This is a genomic window from Arthrobacter sp. Leaf234, from assembly GCF_001422665.1.
Taxonomy (GTDB): Bacteria; Actinomycetota; Actinomycetes; order Actinomycetales; family Micrococcaceae; genus Arthrobacter_D.
Genome location: NZ_LMLU01000001.1, coordinates 885,500 through 902,520, shown reverse-complemented (window position 1 = coordinate 902,520; position 17,021 = coordinate 885,500). Strand labels below are relative to the sequence as shown.

The following is a 17,021-nucleotide window of genomic DNA, read 5'->3' as shown; positions in this document are numbered from 1 at the left end:
TTGAGCGTTCCGATCCTACACCGCAGGGGCGTGCACCCGGGCAGGTCGACCGGCCTGGACGAACCACGGCGGCCGTCCCGCGGCCAGGGCGGACCCGTCCCTGCCGAGCGCCTCGTCGCGCGGCTAGGGTAGGTACAGGACCACCGGACGAGAAGGAGAAACCATGAACGTCGTGTTCAAGCTGCTCGGAGTGGGAATGAGTGTGGGTGCGGGCTTCGTCGGCACCAAGCTCGTCGACTTCCTGTGGGAGAAGATCACGGGCGAGGCGCCCCCGAAGAGCAAGGACGGACTGGAGAATACGCTGCGCTCGGCCCTGGTCTTCGCAATCGTCTCCGGAGCGGTCAGCACCACCATCCAGGTGCTCACCAACCGTTCCACGCAGCAGGCGATCGAGAGGTTCGCGAAGACGCGCGACCTGACCTGAGCCACGGGCGCTCCGGGTACCACCGCGGAGCAGGAGGACAGGACGGGCTCCCCAGGGGCCCGTCCTGTCCTCGCGCAGGGCGGTGTCCGGGCGCCTGTCCCGCTACTCGCCGTCCGCCTGTCGCAGGTCGGGCCTGACGGCCTGGAGGATGCGGTGGAGGCTCATGCCGATCGCCGCGGCTGCGCCGAACGGCACCTCCCTCGAGGACGTCCCGTACGCCGCCGCTTCCAGGTCGCGGAGCGCGCGTTCCGCCGCGGCGAGCATCGCGGCATCGTCCTCCTCCACCGTCCAGAGGTCCAGCACGTCCCCGACGGCCGTGAAGGCGGACTGCAGGGCCGGCCGGACCGCCACCGGCAGGGGCCGTTCGCGGGATGTCCCGTGCAGGGCGTCCTGCAGGAGGTTGGTGATGTTCAGGGTGTGCGAGGCAACCACTTCGAGGACCTCGACGTGCCGGTAGTCCTCCCGGACGTCACGGGGGTGGAAGCGTCGGCGCACGTTGCCCTTGCGGCTCTCGTCCGCGTACTGGAGTGCGCTGCGGGCGTCGCGGGCCGAGGCCGAGAGGCCGTCCCGCACCTCCGCCCACCGTGCGTCGTCCTCCGCCCAGTCCTCCTCCAGCGCCTGGCCCATCTGCTGCAGGTCCCGGGCCGCGGTCCGTCGGAGCAGACTCATCTGGCCGACGGCGTCGTTGAGGTGGAGCGGCGGGAAAATCAGGGCGCTGACGGCCAGCCCCACCCCCACGCCGACCACGGTCTGCACGAGGTAGCCCAGGGAGTACCCGAGGTCCTCGTTCCCGATCACGAGGACGAAGAGCCCGGCCGAGGCGATTCCCGAACCGCCGCCGGCCGTCCTCCTGAGGAATCCGCCCAGCAGCACCCCGGCCCCGACCACGAACCCGATGGTGATCCAGTTCGGGTCCCCCGCCCAGACCGCGACGTAGGCGAGGACGATCCCGAGGGTCAGGCCCACCACGGTCTGCAGGCCGAGCTTGAGGGTACCCGAGACCGTGGGGTACATGGCCAGGAGGGCGCCGAGCGGCGCGTAGTAGGGGTACTCCGACGGCGTCCCGGGGATGGCCAGGGCCAGGGTCCACGCGAGGGCGGCGGCGAGCGCCGCTTTCGCCGCGAGGAGGAGTTGCGGGTTGACGGCCGCCGCTCGCATGCGGCTTTTCAGCGCGGGGTCGAGGCGCGGGACGCGGAGGCGGCGACCGGGGATCCGGTTCTGGGACATCCCCGCAGTATGGCACCAGAGCGGTGGGTCCCGCCCGGGCCGGGGCGGCAGCATCGTCTCCATGGACAGGGAGCCCGCCCTTTCCCCAGGGGCCGTGCCGGACGATACTGGCGGCATGAGCATCCTCAGCACGCAACAGATCCTCGATGCCGGGCTGGACGACTGGCGAAAACTCGCCGAGGCCCTGCACGCCCGCTTCCTGACGCACGACTTCGCCACCGGGGTGGCACTCGTCTCGGCCATCGGCGATCTCGCGGAGGAGGCGGACCACCATCCCGACGTCACGCTGAGCTATCCCCACGTGGACGTGTTGCTCATGAGCCACGACGCCGCGGGCGTGACGGAACGCGACGTCGACCTCGCGCGCCGCATCAGCGACCTCGCCGGCGGTCGCGGTCTCCTGGCCGATCCCGCTGCTCCCGCCGTCGTCGAGCTCGCCCTCGACACGGCGGACGTCGCGGGGATCGGCCCGTTCTGGGCCGCTCTGCTGACGGGTGATGCGGATGCGCTGGACGGCGACGACGTCACCGACCCGACCGGACGCGTCCCGCTCCTGTGGTTCCAGCACACCGATGCCCACGACATCCCGCGCCAGCGCTTCCACCTCGACGTGTGGTTGCCGCACGACGTCGCAGAGGCGCGGATCGCCGGTGCCGTCGCCGCCGGTGGGACGGTCGTCGACGACGGGCGGGCGCCGTCGTTCACGGTCCTGGCGGACACCGACGGCAACCGCGCCTGCGTCTGCACCGTCCTGGGACGCTGAGGCGATCCGGCAGCCATGACCGGGCACGAGGACCGGGGGGAGGACGTCGACGTCCTGGTGGTCGGTGCCGGGCCGACCGGCCTGATGCTTGCCAACTGGCTCGTGAGGCTGGGCGTCCTGGTCGCCGTCATCGACGCGAAGGACGGGCCGACGGAGGAGTCACGGGCGCTCGGGGTGCACTCGCGCTCCATGGAGATCTACGACCAGCTCGGCGTCGTCGAGCGCGTCCTGGACCAGGCCGTGCGCGCAGTATCGATGCGGCAGGGATTCGGCCGGACGGCCTTCGCGCCCATCCCGCTCACCACCCTCGGTCGCGGGATCACCCCCTACCCCGGCATGTATGTGCTCGAGCAGAGCGCCAACGAGCGGATCCTCGCGGAGAACCTCCTGGCGCTCGGCGGGTCCGTCCGCTGGCGGCACCGCCTCGTGGCCCTGGACCTCGCCGACGGCGGTGTCGTCGCGCGCGGGGACGCTCCGGCGGGCCCCTGGACGCTCCGCGCGCGGTACGCGGTGGGGTGCGACGGTGCATCGTCGACGGTGCGGGCACTCCTCGGCATCCCCTTCGAGGGGACCACCAGCCGCCGGACCTTCTACCTCGTGGACGCCGTGGGAGTGGAGGGGCTGGCTCCCGCCTCCGTCAACATCCGGCAGGGCGCCACCGAGTTCCTCCTCGCCTTCCCCATGCGGCCCGACGGCGAGGGCCGGGGCGGGCAGCGCCTCATCGGGATCGCCTCCGACGACGACGCCCCCGCCGTCACGGAGGACGTCGCGCGGAGCCGCCTCGCAGCGTCCTTCGGTGTCACCTACGAGTGGTCCCGCTGGTTCTCCACCTACCGGGTCCACCACCGCATCGCAGCGCGGTTCCGGACGGGGCCCGTGTTCCTCGCCGGAGATGCCGCCCACGTCCACTCGCCCGTCGGCGCACAGGGCATGAACACCGGGCTGCAGGACGCGCACAATCTCGCGTTCACGCTCGCCGACGTGATCCTCCGAGCCGCCCCCGAGCGCATCCTCGACCGCTACGAGGCCGAGCGCCGGCCGGTCGCCCTGCGGCTGCTGCGCACCACGGATGCCGTCTTCCGCGGCATCACCTCACGCTCGCGCCCCGCCCTGCTGGTGCGCCGGTACCTGCCGCGGGTCGTGCTGCCGCCGGCCGTCGCCGTCCTGCCGCACCTGCCCCTCGGGCGGCGGCTCGCGGGCTATCTCGGCCAGGTCCGCATCCGGTACTGCATGCCCGGCGCTCGGGAGGGGCAGCGGGGACGGCACGCCGTCGTCGGCCGCCGCCTGCCGTGGACGGGCGGGAACTTCGACGCGCTGCGGGCTGCGTCCTGGCAGGTGCACGCGTACGGCGCAGGAGCCGATGCTCCCGAGGCCGCCGTCGTCGCGGAGGAGCTCGGTCTGGCGCTCCACGCGTTCACCTCCGGTGGTGCCACCGGGCTGCGTGCCGGCACCCTCTACCTCGTGCGGCCGGACGGCTTCGTCGCCTCGGCCGCTCCGCCCGCGGACGCCGTGCGGGTCTTCCGCGCGGCGCTGCAGGATCTGGCCCCCCATCTGCTCGTGGAAGGACGACGATCATGACGACCATCGACACCGGGGCACGCCCCTCGGGCACCGGGTGCGCGGAGTGCGAGGACACCGGCGGGTGGTGGGTGCACCTGAGGAGGTGTGCGGGCTGCGGGCACGTCGGCTGCTGCGACAGCTCGCCCGCCCAGCACGCCTCGGCCCACGCCGCCGGGACCGGTCATGCCGTGGCCATGTCCTTCGAGCCGGGCGAGGACTGGTTCTGGGACTACCGTGCGCAGCAGTTCGTCGACGGTCCGGCGCTCGCGGAGCCCACGAGCAGGCCTCTGGATCAGCCCGCGCCGGGGCCCGCCGGTCGTGTCCCCACCGACTGGCGACGACACCTCCACTGAAGGCGCAGACCGGACCGGCCACCCCGGGCCTGCCGGTGGACCTGCTCCGTGACAGCCGTCCGACAGCGAGGTCCTGATGCGTGGCGCCGTCGGTCTACGGGGCCCCGGGAGCGTGCTGCACGCCCAACCCCTCGAGCAGGACCACCAGGCTGGTCCGCAGTCCCGGCTCCGCGCCGAAGGACCGGTGGGCGACCGGTAGCGTCTCGGCGGCCCAGTGCAGCGTCTCCCGCCCCGCATCGGTCAGTCGGACGGTCAGCGCCCTGCCGGCGCGCGCGGACGCCCCACGTGTCAGGAAGCCCCGGCCTTCCAGCGACGCCAGCGTGCGGCGCAGGGTCTGGGGCTGCAGATGCAGGATGCGGGCGAGCGACGCCTGGGTTGCGGGCTCGACGGCCTGGAGGGCCTGCAGCGCCACGAGCCCCGCAGTGGTGAGGCCCGCTCCCTGCAGCCGCTCGTTGACGTCCTGCTCCCACAGGCGCGCCGCCGTCGTGAGGAGGCGGCTGGTCGACCACCCCTCGTCAGCGGACGATCCACCGGCCTCGGCTGAGCCGCGCGACACGGACACTGCCATGGCGCGGGAGATGGCGGCGCGCGGGCGGGTCATGCGGTCCACCCCGCGCGGCCCGTCAGGGCCGGCAGCACCTCGTCGACGGCGGCGCCCAGCTGGTGGTCCACGGCGTCGTCGATCATGGCCCACGGGCGCGGCACGGTGCGCAGTCCACGCAGGAGCACCGACGTGGCCTCGACGAGGCGGTCGGCACCGATCATGGCGGCGCTCGACCGGAGGCTCAGCAGCGCGATGACGGCCTGCTCGGTCTGCCGTGCGGTGCACGCACGCCTGATGCGCCGCAGACGCTCCGGAGCGAGCTCGACGAAGGACGCCACGAAGGACGTGACTGCTTCCGGCGACGTCTCCGCGACGAATCGCTCGAGGACGGCGCTGTCGATGGGATACGACGGGTAGGGACCCTGCACGGTCATGCCGATGACTCCTGGGTAGCGCTGGGCGGACTGAGACCAGTAGGGCTGAGCCAGGCAGGAGAAGGATGGGACGGCGCGGGGACGTTCTTCTTCACCGGCATGCGCCCCCGCAGAACCGTTGTTGACCTGACGGACACGCTACCGTGCGTCGTGCCGGTCCTGGAAGTCGTCGGCCCGGTCCCGGGTCAGGCGGCACCCTCGCGGGGTAGGACCTCGTCGAGATACGCACCGAGGACGCGTGGGCTGAACGGCTTGCCCATGAAGTGGTCGGAGCCGGCGGCGAGGCACTGTTCGGCGGTGAGCTGGGGCGGGCGCGCGGAGATGGTCAGGATGTGCGCGTGGGACAGGGCACGCAGGACGGGACACAGGGTCAGCCCGTCCATGTCGGGCAGGTTGAGGTCGAGCGTGATCAGCTGGGGGTCCGTCTCCTCCACGAGGCGCCGGCCCTCTGCCCCGGTGATGGCCTCGTGGACCGAGAACCCGCGGGAGGACAGCACGATCACGAGCAGCTGGCGGATGTCGGCGTCGTCCTCGATCACGACGGCCTCCCGCCGCTGCCCGTTCATGCCCTCGCTCCGTCCCATCGCCACCCCATCGTTCCGATCCCCCCGATCAGCAGTTACCTTACCGTCCCCGGCCGCCATACCCCCCGCTGCCCGGTCACCCGTCGGTGCTCCCTGGCCAGGGCGGCGGATCAGGAGGATCTGCCGGACTCGCCCCGGGTGGTCGCGCCGCCCGGCGCACCGCGTCGGGGAGAACCGGCACCGGGACCGCCCGTCCCGGTGTCCTCCCCCGTGGTCGCAGCGTCGCCCGGTGCACCGGCCTCGGCATCCCCGGCGGGAGATCCGGGACGCTCCTGCTCGTGGCCGGGCGCCGCCGCGGCCCGCGTGACGACGTCGTCGAGCTCGTCGAGGGTCAGCAGGTCCCGCCGCAGGTGCCGTGTGCGGTATCCGGCCCGTCCCACCATGTGCGCAGAGACGGGGCTGGTGAGGAGCTGGAAGACCCAGCAGAGCACGAGGATCGGCACCAGCAGCCAGCTGCCGTTCTCCACCGCGAGGGCGAGCAGGAAGAGCAGCAGTCCCAGCACCTGCGGCTTCGTGGCAGCGTGCATGCGCGAGAGCAGGTCGGGGAAGCGGACGAGCCCCACGCCGGCCGCGAGCGACATGAGGGCACCGCCGATGAGGAGGACGGAGACGACGACGTCCTGGACCATGGGCTACTTCCTGTCCGTGACGAAACGGGCGACCGTGACCGATCCGATGAAGCCGATCAGAGAGATCGTGACCAGCAGGATCAGGTTGTCGAGGTGCCTGTTCACCACCATGTTCAGCACGAGGGCCGCGCCGATGACGGCGAGGACGACGTCGAGCGCGAGGACGCGGTCCAGGATCGACGGTCCCAGGACCGCACGGTAGAGGGCCAGACCCGCGGCCAGCGCGAGTATTCCCCCTACGACATAGATCACGGCGTTCATGCCCGCTCCTCCGCCAGCAGTGCATCGAGGTCCGTCCGGGTCCCCATGATGCGGATGAGCCACGCCTCGGTCGCGCGGACCTCCTCGCGGATGTCCTGGGCGTCCTCGTCCGTCAGGACGTTGAGGCAGTGCAGGTAGAGCGTCGACGTCGAGCGGTCGACCTCCAGCACGAGCGAGCCCGGGATCAGCGAGAGGGCGTGCCCGGTGGCGGTCACGAGGAAGTCGGAGGAGCTCCGCAGTTCGACCGCCACCACGGCGTTCCGGAGCTCCGGTCCCCGCGTGAGGCCGAGCCAGAACACCTGCACGCTGGCGGTGACGAGCTGGACGAGGAACCTCCCGATGAACGGCACCAGCCAGAACACGTTGAACCGCCCTGTCAGCTCCACCGGAGGAAGATAGAAGAAGTTGACGACGCCATAGGCGATGATCGCCCCGAACACCAGGTTCCCGACGCCGAAGTCCTGCCAGAGTGCGCCCCACACCAGGACCAGCCAGATGACGAGGGGAAGCTCCGTGATCAGGGGGATCCGCTGCCGGCTCATCGGTCGGCCCCCGCTCCGAGGACGGCCTCGATGTACGGCGTGCGGTCGAGCATCTCCTGCGCGGCGCCGTCGCTCAGGGTGAACAGCGGCCCCGCGAGGACGGTCAGCGCGAGCCCCAGGGCGACGAGGCCGATCGTGGGGCCGGTCATGCTCGCCGGCAGCAGCCGCACGGGGTCCTTGCCGGCGAACCGACCGGTGTCCTCGCCGGTCACGTGGCGGGAGGTCCCGACGCTCGAGCCGTCGGCCTTGCTCGCGAGGAGGATGGGATCAGGGTCCTCGGCATCGGCCGGGCTGCGCCAGAACGCACGGTTCCATACGCGGGCCATCACGAGCAGTGTGAGCAGGCTGGTCGCCACTCCCCCGGCCACCAGCACGTAGGCGAGGGGTGTGCCGAGTTCCACGCCCGCCTGGATCAGGCCGAGCTTGCCGAGGAAACCGGAGAACGGCGGGATCCCGGCGAGGTTCATGGCCGGCAGGAAGAACAGGAGCCCGAGCAGCGGCGACAGCTTCGCGAGCCCGCCGAGCCGGTCCACGTTCGCCGTCCCACCACGGCGCTCGATCAGCCCCGTCACGAGGAAGAGGCTGGTCTGCACGATGATGTGGTGGGCCACGTAGTAGACGGCCGCGCCGAGGCCGATCCGCGTGGAGATCGCGAGCCCGAACACCATGTAGCCGATATGGCTGACGAGGGTGAAGGAGAGCAGCCTCTTGATGTCCGACTGCGCCAGGGCGCCGAGGATGCCCACCACCATGGTCAGCAGGGCGACCACCATGAGGAGGGAGTTGATGCGGTCACCCGGGAAGAGCAGCGTCTCCACGCGCACCATCGCGTACACGCCCACCTTCGTCAGCAGACCCGCGAACACCGCGGTCACGGGAGCCGGTGCGGTGGGGTAGGAGTCGGGGAGCCAGAAGGAGAGCGGGAAGACCGCGGCCTTGATGCCGAAGGCCACGAGCAGCATGAGATGGAGGACCAGTTGTGTCGCCGGGTCCACCGACTCCAGCTTCACGGCGAGATCCGCCATGTTGATGGTCCCCGTGGCTCCGTAGATCATCGCGATCGCGATGAGGAACAGCATGGACGACACCACGCTCACGACGACGTAGGTCACGCCCGCACGGATGCGCGGGGCGGTCCCGCCGAGCGTCATGAGGACGTAGCTCGCGGTGAGGAGGATCTCGAATCCGACGTACAGGTTGAAGAGGTCCCCGGTCAGGAAAGCGTTGGACACCCCTGCCACCAGGATCAGGTAGGTGGGGTGGAAGATCGAGACCGGCCCGTCCTCGTCGCCGTCCGCCATCCCCTGGCCGGCGGCATAGATCAGCACCGAGAGGCTGACGGCGGAGGACACCACGAGCATCAGCGCCGAGAACTGGTCGACGACGAGCACGATCCCGAAGGGTGGCTCCCAGCCGCCGAGCTTCACGGCGTGCGTGCCGGCGGACGGGGCAGAGATGAGCATCACCACCTCGATCAGGAGCGTCACACTGAGCGTCGAGATGCTCACCGCCCGCTGCGCCCGGGCGTGGCGGATCAGGATGAAGGTCACCGCGGCCCCGAGGAAGGGCAGGACGACGGCGAGCGGGGCGAGGTCCGCGGCGATCATCGGGGTCCTTCCGTTCTGCCCGCGCGATCGGCGGCGGCAGCGGCGGACGGATCCTCCGCCTCACTGAACTCGGTGGTGTCGGCGATGATGTCGGCGTCGTCCTCGTAGTCGTAGCTGTCCTGGTCGGCGACCCTGCGGTCCTCGGGATCGTCCTGCACGTCGTCCACGCGGCCCAGCACCCAGGACCGGTAGATGATGCCGAGCATGAACGCCGTGACGGCGAAGGTGATCACGATCGCCGTCAGGATCAGGGCCTGCGGCAGGCTGTCGGTGTACTCCTCCGCGGGAGTCCCCGCGGTGTACAGCGGGGATCTCCCGCTCGGGCCGCTCGTCGCCAGGATCAGGATGTTCGCGCCGTTGCCGAGCAGGATCAGGCCGAGGAGCACCCGGGTGAGGCTGCGCTCGAGCAGGAGGTAGATGCCCGCGGCGAAGAAGGCCGCCATGAGGACGATCAGCGTGATGTTGACCGTCATGGCCGTACTCCCTCTGCCTCGGTGGCGGGTGGGACGAGGGCGTCGGCCCCGGTGTCCTCGGCGACAGGGTCGTCCGATTCCGCGCGTTCGTCGATCTCCGATCCGAGGCTCCGCAGGACGTCGAGGACCAGGCCGACGACGATGATGTAGACGCCGATGTCGAAGATGGTGGACGTCACGAACTTCACGTCGCCGAAGACGGGCAGCCAGAACTCGAGGATGTAGCTCTCCAGGACGGCCCCGCCGAGGAACAGGGGCGCGATCGCCGTCAGGGTCACGATCGCGAGTCCGGCGCCGAGGAGGGTTCCGGCGCTCACCGGGCTGGCCTCCGCCAGTTCGAACCGTCCGCCCGCCAGGTATCGGATGGCCAGGGCGAGGCCCGCGGTGAGGCCTCCGGCGAAGCCGCCGCCGGGCAGGTTGTGACCGGCGACCAGCAGGTAGACGGAGAGCACGATGATCGTGTGGAAGAGCAGCCGCGTGATGACCTCGAAGATGATGGAGCGGCGCTCCGGGGCCAGGGTACGACCGGCGACGAGCCACGGATCGCGGCTGACGTCCGCGAACCTCATCGCCAGGGCACGCGCGGCACCGGCCCGCCCACCGGCGTCGAGCGGTTCCTGCCCGCGGTCCACCGAGCCGTCCTCGACGCCGTCGGCCCGGCGCCGCTTGTCCCCCCGCCCGCGGACGAAGATGAGGCTCGCGATACCGGTCGCCGCGATGGCGAGCACGGTGATCTCGCCGAGCGTGTCCCATGCCCGGATGTCGACCAGGAGCACGTTGACGGCATTCGCGCCGCCGCCCTCGTCGTAGGCCATGCCCGGGTAGGCGATCGAGATGGGAGCGGAGTTCCGGGAGGCCATTGCCGACATCGCGATCACCGCCATGATGCCGCCGAAGGCGATCCCGAGGCCCGCCCGCAGCAGGCGGTGCCTGCTCTCCGCGCGGTTCCACAGGCGGGCCGGCAGCGAGCGCAGTGCCAGGACGAAGGCGACCAGCACGATCGTCTCGACGAGCATCTGCGTCAGGGCCAGGTCAGGAGCTCCGTGGAGGGCATAGATGATCGCCATGCCGTAGCCCGTGATGCCCACCATGAGTACCGCCATGAAGCGCTTGGTGGCACGGAGCGCGGCCACGATGCCGACCAGGATCGCGGCCGCCGCCGCGACCTGGGCCGGCGAATCCGCGATGCGGAAGTCTGCCGGCATCGGCGCGTCGAAGACGATCAGGGCCGTGAGCGGCGTGACGACGGCCGTGGTGAGGATGACGAAGAGATAGAAGGCGAGGGAGCCTCGCTGCGTCCGCCCGGTCACGCCCACCGCGACGTCGTCGAGCACGCCGATGGTGGAGCGGTACACCACCTCGGCGTCACGGGCGGACGGCAGGCGCCCCTGCAGTCGCTCGAAGGGACCGCGCAGGAGGTACAGGGCGGTACCGGCAGCGATGGTGACCACCGAGAGCAGGAGGGGGAGGTTGAATCCGTGCCACAGCGCCAGGTGCGCCGTGTCACCCTCGACGGGGAAGAGCGAGGCGTAGGGCTGGATCACGGCGTCGAGCGGGAGCGGCCACACACCGAACAGCACGGAGGCCACCGCGAGGACGGCGGGCGCCAGGAGGAAGGAGGTGCGCACGCGCTTGAAGTCGGTCCGCGGTACCCCGTGCTTGAGGGCGAAGGCACCCCAGACGAAGCGGGCGCTGTAGGCGAAGGTGAGGACGGACCCGAGGACGATCCCTCCCAGCAGGAGGGTGCCGACCACGCCGTCCCCGGCCCGGTGCACGAAGGCCTCGAAGACAGATTCCTTGGCGACGAACCCGAGCAGCGGCGGCACGCCGGCCATCGATCCGGCAGCGACCAGCGCGACGGCGAACAGGGCCGGTGAGGTGGCCCCGACGCCGGACAGCACCCGGAGGTCACGCGTCCCGGACTGGTGGTCGATGATGCCGACCACCAGGAACAGGGTCGCCTTGAAGAAGCCGTGGGCGAGGACCAGCCCGAGGCCCGCGAGGGCTCCGTCCTGCCCGCCGAGCCCCACGACCATGACGAGGAAGCCCAGCTGGCTCACCGTGCCGTAGGCCAGCACGAGCTTGAGGTCGTGCTGGCGGAGCGCCCGCCACCCGCCGAGGAGCATGGTGGTCATCCCGAGCACGAGGATGACCGGGTACCAGAAGGCCGTCTCGCCGAAGCCCGGGGCGAAGCGGGCGACGAGGAAGACCCCGGCCTTGACCATCGCGGCCGCGTGCAGGTAGGCGCTGACCGGCGTGGGCGCGGCCATGGCTCCCGGCAGCCAGAAGTGGAACGGGACGAGTGCCGACTTCGTGATGGCCCCGACCAGGACCAGCGCGACGGCGACGTCGATGATGGTCCCGCGCGTCACCAGGTCCGCCGACGAGGCGAGGATCTCCGAGATGCGGTAGGTCCCTGCCGTCTGGCCGATCATGACGAGGCCCACGAGCATCGCCAGTCCGCCGAAGGTGGTGATGATGAGCGCCTGCAGTGCGGACCGGCGCGCTGAGAGCCTGTGCCGGGAGTAGCCGATCAGCAGGTAGGAGAGGATCGTCGTCAGTTCCCAGAAGATGAACATGAGGATCAGGTCGTCGGCCAGGACCAGCCCGAACATCGACGCGGCGAACGCGAGCAGCTGGGCACCGAAGGCCCCGACGTCGGGATCGTCGCTCTTGAAGTAGCGCGCACAGTAGAACAGCACGAGGGCGCCCACGCCGAGAATGAGGATGCAGAGCACGGCCGCCAGCGCGTCCAGCCGGAAGGCCAGCTCGAGCTGGAGGCTGGGGATCCAGGGCACCGTGACCGAGGGCGGCGCGCCGCTCCCGCCGTCGAGGGCCACCTGGTCGGAGCCCAGCACGGCGGGCAGCTGCACGAGGAGCCAGACGAAGCCGCCCGCAGGAGCAGCGGCGAGGACGAAGAACGCGGACCTGCCGAATCGGGCGAAGAGCGCGGGCGCCACGAGCGCACCGGCGAACATCACAATCAGCACGGTGAGCATGGGGTCTCGATCTTCCGGTGGCGGTCGGTCGGGCTCCCCCAGTCTATCGACTGGAATTGGTCAAAGCTTCCACTGTCCCGGAGGCATCCCCTGCTGCGGCGCTCCTGTGATACAGGTCATGCGGCGCTAGCATTCAGCTCATGAGCACCTACCAGCAGGCCCCTCAGCCTGCCGACACCCCCGAACCCCAGCCGTCCGTAGGCACCGGTCGCATCTTCAGCAGGCCGGTCCTCGCCTGGGCATCGTGGGACTGGGGGTCCGCGGCCTTCAACGCCGTCATGACGACCTTCGTCTTCACCGTCTACCTCACGTCCGAGGCGTTCGGCGGGGAGGAGCGCGCATCGCAGGTCCTCGGCTGGGGTCTTGCCGGCGCCGGCCTGCTGATCGCCCTGCTCGCCCCGGTCACCGGGCAGCGGTCCGACTCCGGTGGCCGCCGCAAGCTGTGGCTCGGCGTGAACAGCCTGATCGTCGCCGTCCTGACGGCGCTCTGCTTCTTCGTCCTCCCGAGCCCCGGCATGCTGATCCTCGGAGTGGCGCTGATCGCCGCCGCCAACATCTTCTTCGAGTTCGCCGGCGTCAACTACAACGCGATGCTGACGCAGATCTCCACGCCCGCCACCGTGGGCCGCGTGAGCGGGTTCGGCTGGGCCATGGGGTACGTCGGCGGGATCGTGGCCCTCGTCGTGGTGCTCGTGGTGTTCATCCAGCCGGTCGTCGACTGGGCCGGGGCCTCGAGTGAGAACGGGCTGAACATCAGGCTCGTGGCGGTGTTCTCCGCCCTGTGGTTCGCGGCCTTCGCGCTGCCCGTGATGTTCGCCGTGCCGGAGGTGCCACGGCGGGCCAGGGCCGCGCAGCTCGGCTACCTCGCCTCCTACGGGCTGCTCGTCCGCAGGGTGCGGACCATCTACCGCGAGAGTCCCCACACCATCTACTTCCTGCTCGCGAGCGCCATCTTCCGCGACGGGCTCGCGGCCGTCTTCACCTTCGGCGGCATCCTCGCGGCCGGCGCATTCGACTTCTCGCCGAGCATGGTGATCGTCTTCGCCATCGCGGCGAACGTGATCGCCGCGATCGGAGCGGTGGTCGGCGGCTTCCTGGACGACCGCATCGGACCCAAGCGCGTCATCATCGGAGCGCTGGTGGGACTGCTGGTCGCCGGCTCGGCGATCCTCCTGCTCGGCACCGAGACGTATTCCTTCTTCGGCATGCAGTGGACCTCCGACACCACGTTCTGGGTCTTCGGACTGCTGCTGACGCTCTTCGTGGGCCCGGCGCAGGCCTCGTCGCGTGCCTATCTCGCGCGGCTCGCCCCTGTCGGGGACGAGGGTGAGCTGTTCGGCCTCTATGCGACCACCGGCAGGGCCGTGAGCTTCCTCGCACCGACCCTGTTCGCCCTCTGCATCGGACTTTTCGGGTCCCAGCTCTACGGCGTGATCGGGATCCTCGTGGTCCTGCTCGCCGGACTCCTCGTGCTCCTCCCGGTCAAGCCGCCCGCGCAGGTGACGCGCGCCGTCGTGCCCGAGGCGTAGCCGCGGTCCCGGTGCGGCCGGGACGGGCCGCCCTAGATGTCGGTGCGGTGGAAGTTCAGGTGGCTGCGCGACGCCGTCGGGCCCCGCTGCCCCTGGTAGCGGTTGCCGTACTCACCCGAGCCGTAGGGGTGCTCGGCGGGCGAGGTCAGCTTGAAGAAGCACAGCTGCCCGATCTTGGAGCCCGGCCACAGCTTGATCGGCAGCGTCGCCATGTTGGACAGTTCGAGGGTCACGTGGCCGGAGAACCCGGGATCGATGAAGCCGGCGGTGGAGTGGGTCAGGAGCCCCAGGCGACCGAGCGACGACTTGCCCTCGAGCCGGGCCGCGATGTCGTCCGGCAGGGTCACGGTCTCGTAGGTCGACCCGAGCACGAACTCGCCGGGGTGCAGGATGAACGGCTCGTCAGGAGCCACCTCGACGAGGCGCGTGAGGTCCGGCTGGTCCTCCGCCGGATCGATGTGCGCGTACTTGTGGTTGTCGAAGAGCCGGAAGTAGCGGTCGATGCGCACGTCGACGCTGGAGGGCTGCACCATGAGCGGATCGTGCGGTTCGAGGACGATCCGGTGGGCGGCGATTTCTGCTCGGATGTCGCGGTCTGAGATCAGCACCGTCCAAAACTACCAGCCGCACCACGGGTGCCCGGTGCGTCGGCGACGGGGCGTCGACGGGGCGGTGACGACGGCTCCGACAGCGGCGTCAGCGACCGATCTCGGTGCGCACGGCGAAGAGCTCCGGGAAGAACGTGAGCTCCAGGGCACGCTGGAGGAAGCCGACGCCGGAGGATCCTCCCGTACCCGTCTTGAAGCCGATGGTCCGGGCCACGGTCTTCAGATGGCGGAAGCGCCACAGCTGGAAGTTGTCCTCGAGGTCCACCAGCTCCTCGCACGCCTCGTAGATGTCCCAGTGCGCGGCGGCGTCCTCGTACACCAGCTTGTACACGGCGACGAGGTCCGGGCTGAACTCGTGGGCCAGACGGACGTCGCGATGCAGGAGAGCATCCGGGACCGGATACCCGCGCCCGGCCAGCAGGGCGATGAACTCGTCGTAGATGCTGCTCTGACCCAGGAGTTCCGTCAGCAGGGCCTGCGCTGCAGGATCGGCGTCGAACACATCGACCATGGCGGCGTTCTTGTTGCCGAGGAGGAACTCGACGGCGCGGTACTGGTAGGACTGGAAACCACTCGACGCACCGAGATCCCCGCGGAACTCGGCGTACTCGGAGGGCGTCAGCGTCGCCAGCACGGACCACTGCTCCGTCAGCGAGCGCTGGATGTGCTTGATGCGGGCGATCCCCTTCATGGCCGCCCGGAGATCGTCCGCCTGCAGGTGCAGCCGCACGGCCCGCAGTTCGTGCAGCACCAGCTTCAGCCACAGCTCGGAGGTCTGGTGCTGGATGATGAACAGCATCTCGTCGTGGTGCTCGGGCGAGCTCACGGGGTGCTGCGCGTCGAGCAGCTTCCCGAGTTCCAGGTAGGAGCCGTAGCTCATCTTGTCCGAGAAGTCCCGTTCGATCCCCTGCTCCAGGTCACGGGTATTCCGCTGCACGCTCATCCGGAAAGACTACGGGCCACCGGGCGGGCCCGAATGTCGGACCACGGGTCTACGGTGGGACCAATCCGAGGAGGCCCCCATGCAGAGAATCCACTGCGGCATCGTCCCGCCACACCTGCTCACCCGGCTCGCCGCCCTGCAGGACCCCCGCCTCTCCGGGGCGTCCACCGCCGCGCGGCACGCCCTCCTGGAACTGGACCCGGTCCTCCGCGAGCGGTCCGAGGCCCTGCGCGCCCCGGTGCGTCGCGGGTCGGCGATCGCCGGTAGCCTCACCCGACGCATCCACGACGCCGGCGGTCGGGAGGAGCTCCCGGGCGAGGTCGTCCGCGCGGAGGGAGCACCCCCCACCGGTGATGTCGCCGCGGACGAGGCCTACGACGGGCTCGGGTCCACCTACCGCCTGTTCAGCGAGGAGTACGGGCGGTCCTCGATCGACGGAGCAGGGAAGCGCCTCGATGCCACCGTGCACTACGGCTCGAACTACGACAACGCGTTCTGGGACGGCGAACGCATGGTCTTCGGTGACGGCGACGGCGAGATCTTCGGCCGCTTCACGGCGTCGCTCACGGTCATCAGCCACGAACTGACGCACGGCTTCACCCAGTACTCCACCAACCTCGAGTACCAGGGCCAGTCGGGCGCCCTCAACGAATCACTCTCCGACGTCTTCGGCGTGCTCGTGGAACAGCGCGATCTCGGGCAGGACGCCGCATCGGCGACCTGGCTCGTCGGGGCGGGCATCTTCACCCCCTCGGTGCGCGGCGAGGCGCTGCGCTCACTGAAGGCACCGGGCACCGCCTACGACGACGACGTCCTCGGCAAGGACCCGCAGCCGGCCACCATGGGGGACTATGTCGAGACGACGTCGGACAACGGAGGAGTGCACATCAACTCCGGCATCCCCAACCACGCGTTCTACCTCGCCGCCACGGCGCTGGGCGGCGAGGCGTGGACGGGCGTGGGGCGCATCTGGTACGACGCCGTACTCAGCGGCACCATCCCCCCGGACTGTGATTTCCCCACCTTCGCGCAGGCCACGCAGGACGCCGCGGGCCGACGCTTCGGCCCGGACAGCCGCGGAGCCGGGGCCGTCGCGGACGCCTGGACCCGGGTCGGCGTCCTGCGGTGAGGATCGAGATCACGCGCTCCGGCGGATTCGGCGGCCTCACGCGCACCTGGAGTCTCGAGGTGAGCCGCACGGAGGCGGAGCAACGCTGGCTCCCCCTGGCCGAGGCGGAGGCCGGTACGGCGACGGACCACGGACGCGCGGACAGCGGATCCGCGGACGGGGCCGGGCCGCTGGTCGACTGCGCGCAGGCCGCGTCGGGGGCGGACTCCGTCGACGCAGCAGCGCCGATGCCGCACCCCTCCGAGCGCGGGCCGGGCCAGCAGCGGGACCGCTTCACCTACCGCATCTCCATCGGCTACACCGAGGTCACCATCGGCGAGGGGCGCATCGACGAATCCTGGCGCGAACTCATCGAGCGGGCACGGGCGGAGGGGACGGACGGCGCCGGTCACGGCCCGCCCTGAGACTGTTG

At 70.5% G+C, this 17,021-nt stretch carries 19 protein-coding genes; 7 read left to right on the top strand and 12 right to left on the bottom strand.

The features are described 5' to 3' along the window. The first annotated feature begins 163 nt into the window (after positions 1–163). On the top strand, positions 164–424 hold the full coding sequence (locus ASF21_RS04240) for a DUF4235 domain-containing protein (protein WP_055767179.1): 261 nt from the start codon (positions 164–166) through the stop codon (positions 422–424). 102 nt (positions 425–526) lie between these two features. Here ASF21_RS04240 and ASF21_RS04235 read toward each other — a convergent pair whose 3' ends face one another. After that, complete coding sequence (locus ASF21_RS04235) at positions 527–1,651, bottom strand: FUSC family protein (RefSeq protein ID WP_055767175.1); 1,125 nt, start codon at positions 1,649–1,651, stop codon at positions 527–529. 115 nt (positions 1,652–1,766) lie between these two features. Between ASF21_RS04235 and ASF21_RS04230 the strand changes: the two genes are divergently transcribed. From ASF21_RS04230 to ASF21_RS04220, 3 genes are read left to right on the top strand one after another with little or no spacing between them, the layout of a single operon-like run. Further along, the gene (locus tag ASF21_RS04230) at positions 1,767–2,414 is read left to right on the top strand and encodes a 4a-hydroxytetrahydrobiopterin dehydratase (RefSeq protein WP_055767172.1); all 648 of its coding nucleotides are present in this window, start codon (positions 1,767–1,769) and stop codon (positions 2,412–2,414) included. 15 nt (positions 2,415–2,429) lie between these two features. Next, positions 2,430–3,992 (top strand): FAD-dependent monooxygenase, encoded by a 1,563-nt coding sequence (locus tag ASF21_RS04225; RefSeq protein WP_055767170.1) that lies wholly within the window; start codon positions 2,430–2,432, stop codon positions 3,990–3,992. After that, positions 3,989–4,327, top strand: a complete 339-nt coding sequence (locus tag ASF21_RS04220) for a UBP-type zinc finger domain-containing protein (RefSeq protein ID WP_055767167.1) — start codon at positions 3,989–3,991, stop codon at positions 4,325–4,327. The genes ASF21_RS04225 and ASF21_RS04220 overlap by 4 nt, the downstream gene beginning before the upstream one ends. 94 nt (positions 4,328–4,421) lie before the next feature. Here the strand turns inward: ASF21_RS04220 and ASF21_RS04215 are convergent, their stop codons facing one another. From ASF21_RS04215 to ASF21_RS04175, 9 genes are all read right to left on the bottom strand, one after another. Then, positions 4,422–4,928, bottom strand: a complete 507-nt coding sequence (locus ASF21_RS04215; protein ID WP_055767164.1) for a MarR family winged helix-turn-helix transcriptional regulator — start codon at positions 4,926–4,928, stop codon at positions 4,422–4,424. Continuing rightward, positions 4,925–5,305, bottom strand: a complete 381-nt coding sequence (locus ASF21_RS04210; protein WP_055767161.1) for an Hpt domain-containing protein — start codon at positions 5,303–5,305, stop codon at positions 4,925–4,927. Before ASF21_RS04210 ends, ASF21_RS04215 begins: the two co-directional genes overlap by 4 nt. Positions 5,306–5,490: 185 nt before the next feature. Next, the gene (locus ASF21_RS04205; protein WP_162237509.1) at positions 5,491–5,871 is read right to left on the bottom strand and encodes a response regulator transcription factor; all 381 of its coding nucleotides are present in this window, start codon (positions 5,869–5,871) and stop codon (positions 5,491–5,493) included. Between the two features lie 128 nt (positions 5,872–5,999). Beyond that, positions 6,000–6,518: a monovalent cation/H(+) antiporter subunit G gene (mnhG, locus tag ASF21_RS04200; protein ID WP_082471213.1), complete on the bottom strand. Its 519-nt coding sequence runs from the start codon at positions 6,516–6,518 to the stop codon at positions 6,000–6,002. 3 nt (positions 6,519–6,521) lie between these two features. Continuing rightward, entirely contained in the window at positions 6,522–6,779 is a 258-nt protein-coding gene (locus ASF21_RS04195) for a monovalent cation/H+ antiporter complex subunit F (RefSeq protein WP_055767154.1), read from the bottom strand. Continuing rightward, entirely contained in the window at positions 6,776–7,321 is a 546-nt protein-coding gene (locus ASF21_RS04190; protein WP_055767151.1) for a Na+/H+ antiporter subunit E, read from the bottom strand. The genes ASF21_RS04195 and ASF21_RS04190 overlap by 4 nt, the downstream gene beginning before the upstream one ends. Continuing rightward, positions 7,318–8,928, bottom strand: a complete 1,611-nt coding sequence (locus tag ASF21_RS04185) for a Na+/H+ antiporter subunit D (protein WP_055767148.1) — start codon at positions 8,926–8,928, stop codon at positions 7,318–7,320. The genes ASF21_RS04190 and ASF21_RS04185 overlap by 4 nt, the downstream gene beginning before the upstream one ends. Beyond that, positions 8,925–9,401, bottom strand: coding sequence for a Na(+)/H(+) antiporter subunit C (locus ASF21_RS04180; protein ID WP_055767145.1), 477 nt, complete (start codon positions 9,399–9,401; stop codon positions 8,925–8,927). Before ASF21_RS04180 ends, ASF21_RS04185 begins: the two co-directional genes overlap by 4 nt. Next, positions 9,398–12,400, bottom strand: coding sequence for a Na+/H+ antiporter subunit A (locus ASF21_RS04175; protein ID WP_055767142.1), 3,003 nt, complete (start codon positions 12,398–12,400; stop codon positions 9,398–9,400). The genes ASF21_RS04180 and ASF21_RS04175 overlap by 4 nt, the downstream gene beginning before the upstream one ends. A 140-nt stretch (positions 12,401–12,540) precedes the next feature. Between ASF21_RS04175 and ASF21_RS04170 the strand changes: the two genes are divergently transcribed. Continuing rightward, positions 12,541–13,929: an MFS transporter gene (locus ASF21_RS04170; protein WP_055767139.1), complete on the top strand. Its 1,389-nt coding sequence runs from the start codon at positions 12,541–12,543 to the stop codon at positions 13,927–13,929. Between the two features lie 32 nt (positions 13,930–13,961). Here ASF21_RS04170 and dcd read toward each other — a convergent pair whose 3' ends face one another. Beyond that, the gene (gene dcd, locus ASF21_RS04165) at positions 13,962–14,537 is read right to left on the bottom strand and encodes a dCTP deaminase (protein WP_055767136.1); all 576 of its coding nucleotides are present in this window, start codon (positions 14,535–14,537) and stop codon (positions 13,962–13,964) included. A gap of 88 nt (positions 14,538–14,625) precedes the next feature. After that, positions 14,626–15,480, bottom strand: coding sequence for a tryptophan 2,3-dioxygenase (locus ASF21_RS04160; protein ID WP_055767133.1), 855 nt, complete (start codon positions 15,478–15,480; stop codon positions 14,626–14,628). Between the two features lie 79 nt (positions 15,481–15,559). Here ASF21_RS04160 and ASF21_RS04155 point away from each other — a divergent pair, with 79 nt between their 5' ends. Next, positions 15,560–16,609: a M4 family metallopeptidase gene (locus tag ASF21_RS04155; protein ID WP_055767129.1), complete on the top strand. Its 1,050-nt coding sequence runs from the start codon at positions 15,560–15,562 to the stop codon at positions 16,607–16,609. Beyond that, the gene (locus ASF21_RS04150; protein WP_055767126.1) at positions 16,606–17,013 is read left to right on the top strand and encodes a protealysin inhibitor emfourin; all 408 of its coding nucleotides are present in this window, start codon (positions 16,606–16,608) and stop codon (positions 17,011–17,013) included. The genes ASF21_RS04155 and ASF21_RS04150 overlap by 4 nt, the downstream gene beginning before the upstream one ends. Positions 17,014–17,021: the final 8 nt, after the last annotated feature.

Coding starts and splice junctions, on each gene's coding strand:
- ASF21_RS04240 (WP_055767179.1), top strand. CDS start 164: ATGAACGTCGTGTTCAAGCTGCTCGGAGTGGGAATGAGTGTGGGTGCG.
- ASF21_RS04235 (WP_055767175.1), bottom strand. CDS start 1,651: ATGTCCCAGAACCGGATCCCCGGTCGCCGCCTCCGCGTCCCGCGCCTC.
- ASF21_RS04230 (WP_055767172.1), top strand. CDS start 1,767: ATGAGCATCCTCAGCACGCAACAGATCCTCGATGCCGGGCTGGACGAC.
- ASF21_RS04225 (WP_055767170.1), top strand. CDS start 2,430: ATGACCGGGCACGAGGACCGGGGGGAGGACGTCGACGTCCTGGTGGTC.
- ASF21_RS04220 (WP_055767167.1), top strand. CDS start 3,989: ATGACGACCATCGACACCGGGGCACGCCCCTCGGGCACCGGGTGCGCG.
- ASF21_RS04215 (WP_055767164.1), bottom strand. CDS start 4,928: ATGACCCGCCCGCGCGCCGCCATCTCCCGCGCCATGGCAGTGTCCGTG.
- ASF21_RS04210 (WP_055767161.1), bottom strand. CDS start 5,305: ATGACCGTGCAGGGTCCCTACCCGTCGTATCCCATCGACAGCGCCGTC.
- ASF21_RS04205 (WP_162237509.1), bottom strand. CDS start 5,871: ATGAACGGGCAGCGGCGGGAGGCCGTCGTGATCGAGGACGACGCCGAC.
- mnhG (WP_082471213.1), bottom strand. CDS start 6,518: ATGGTCCAGGACGTCGTCGTCTCCGTCCTCCTCATCGGCGGTGCCCTC.
- ASF21_RS04195 (WP_055767154.1), bottom strand. CDS start 6,779: ATGAACGCCGTGATCTATGTCGTAGGGGGAATACTCGCGCTGGCCGCG.
- ASF21_RS04190 (WP_055767151.1), bottom strand. CDS start 7,321: ATGAGCCGGCAGCGGATCCCCCTGATCACGGAGCTTCCCCTCGTCATC.
- ASF21_RS04185 (WP_055767148.1), bottom strand. CDS start 8,928: ATGATCGCCGCGGACCTCGCCCCGCTCGCCGTCGTCCTGCCCTTCCTC.
- ASF21_RS04180 (WP_055767145.1), bottom strand. CDS start 9,401: ATGACGGTCAACATCACGCTGATCGTCCTCATGGCGGCCTTCTTCGCC.
- ASF21_RS04175 (WP_055767142.1), bottom strand. CDS start 12,400: ATGCTCACCGTGCTGATTGTGATGTTCGCCGGTGCGCTCGTGGCGCCC.
- ASF21_RS04170 (WP_055767139.1), top strand. CDS start 12,541: ATGAGCACCTACCAGCAGGCCCCTCAGCCTGCCGACACCCCCGAACCC.
- ASF21_RS04160 (WP_055767133.1), bottom strand. CDS start 15,480: ATGAGCGTGCAGCGGAATACCCGTGACCTGGAGCAGGGGATCGAACGG.
- ASF21_RS04155 (WP_055767129.1), top strand. CDS start 15,560: ATGCAGAGAATCCACTGCGGCATCGTCCCGCCACACCTGCTCACCCGG.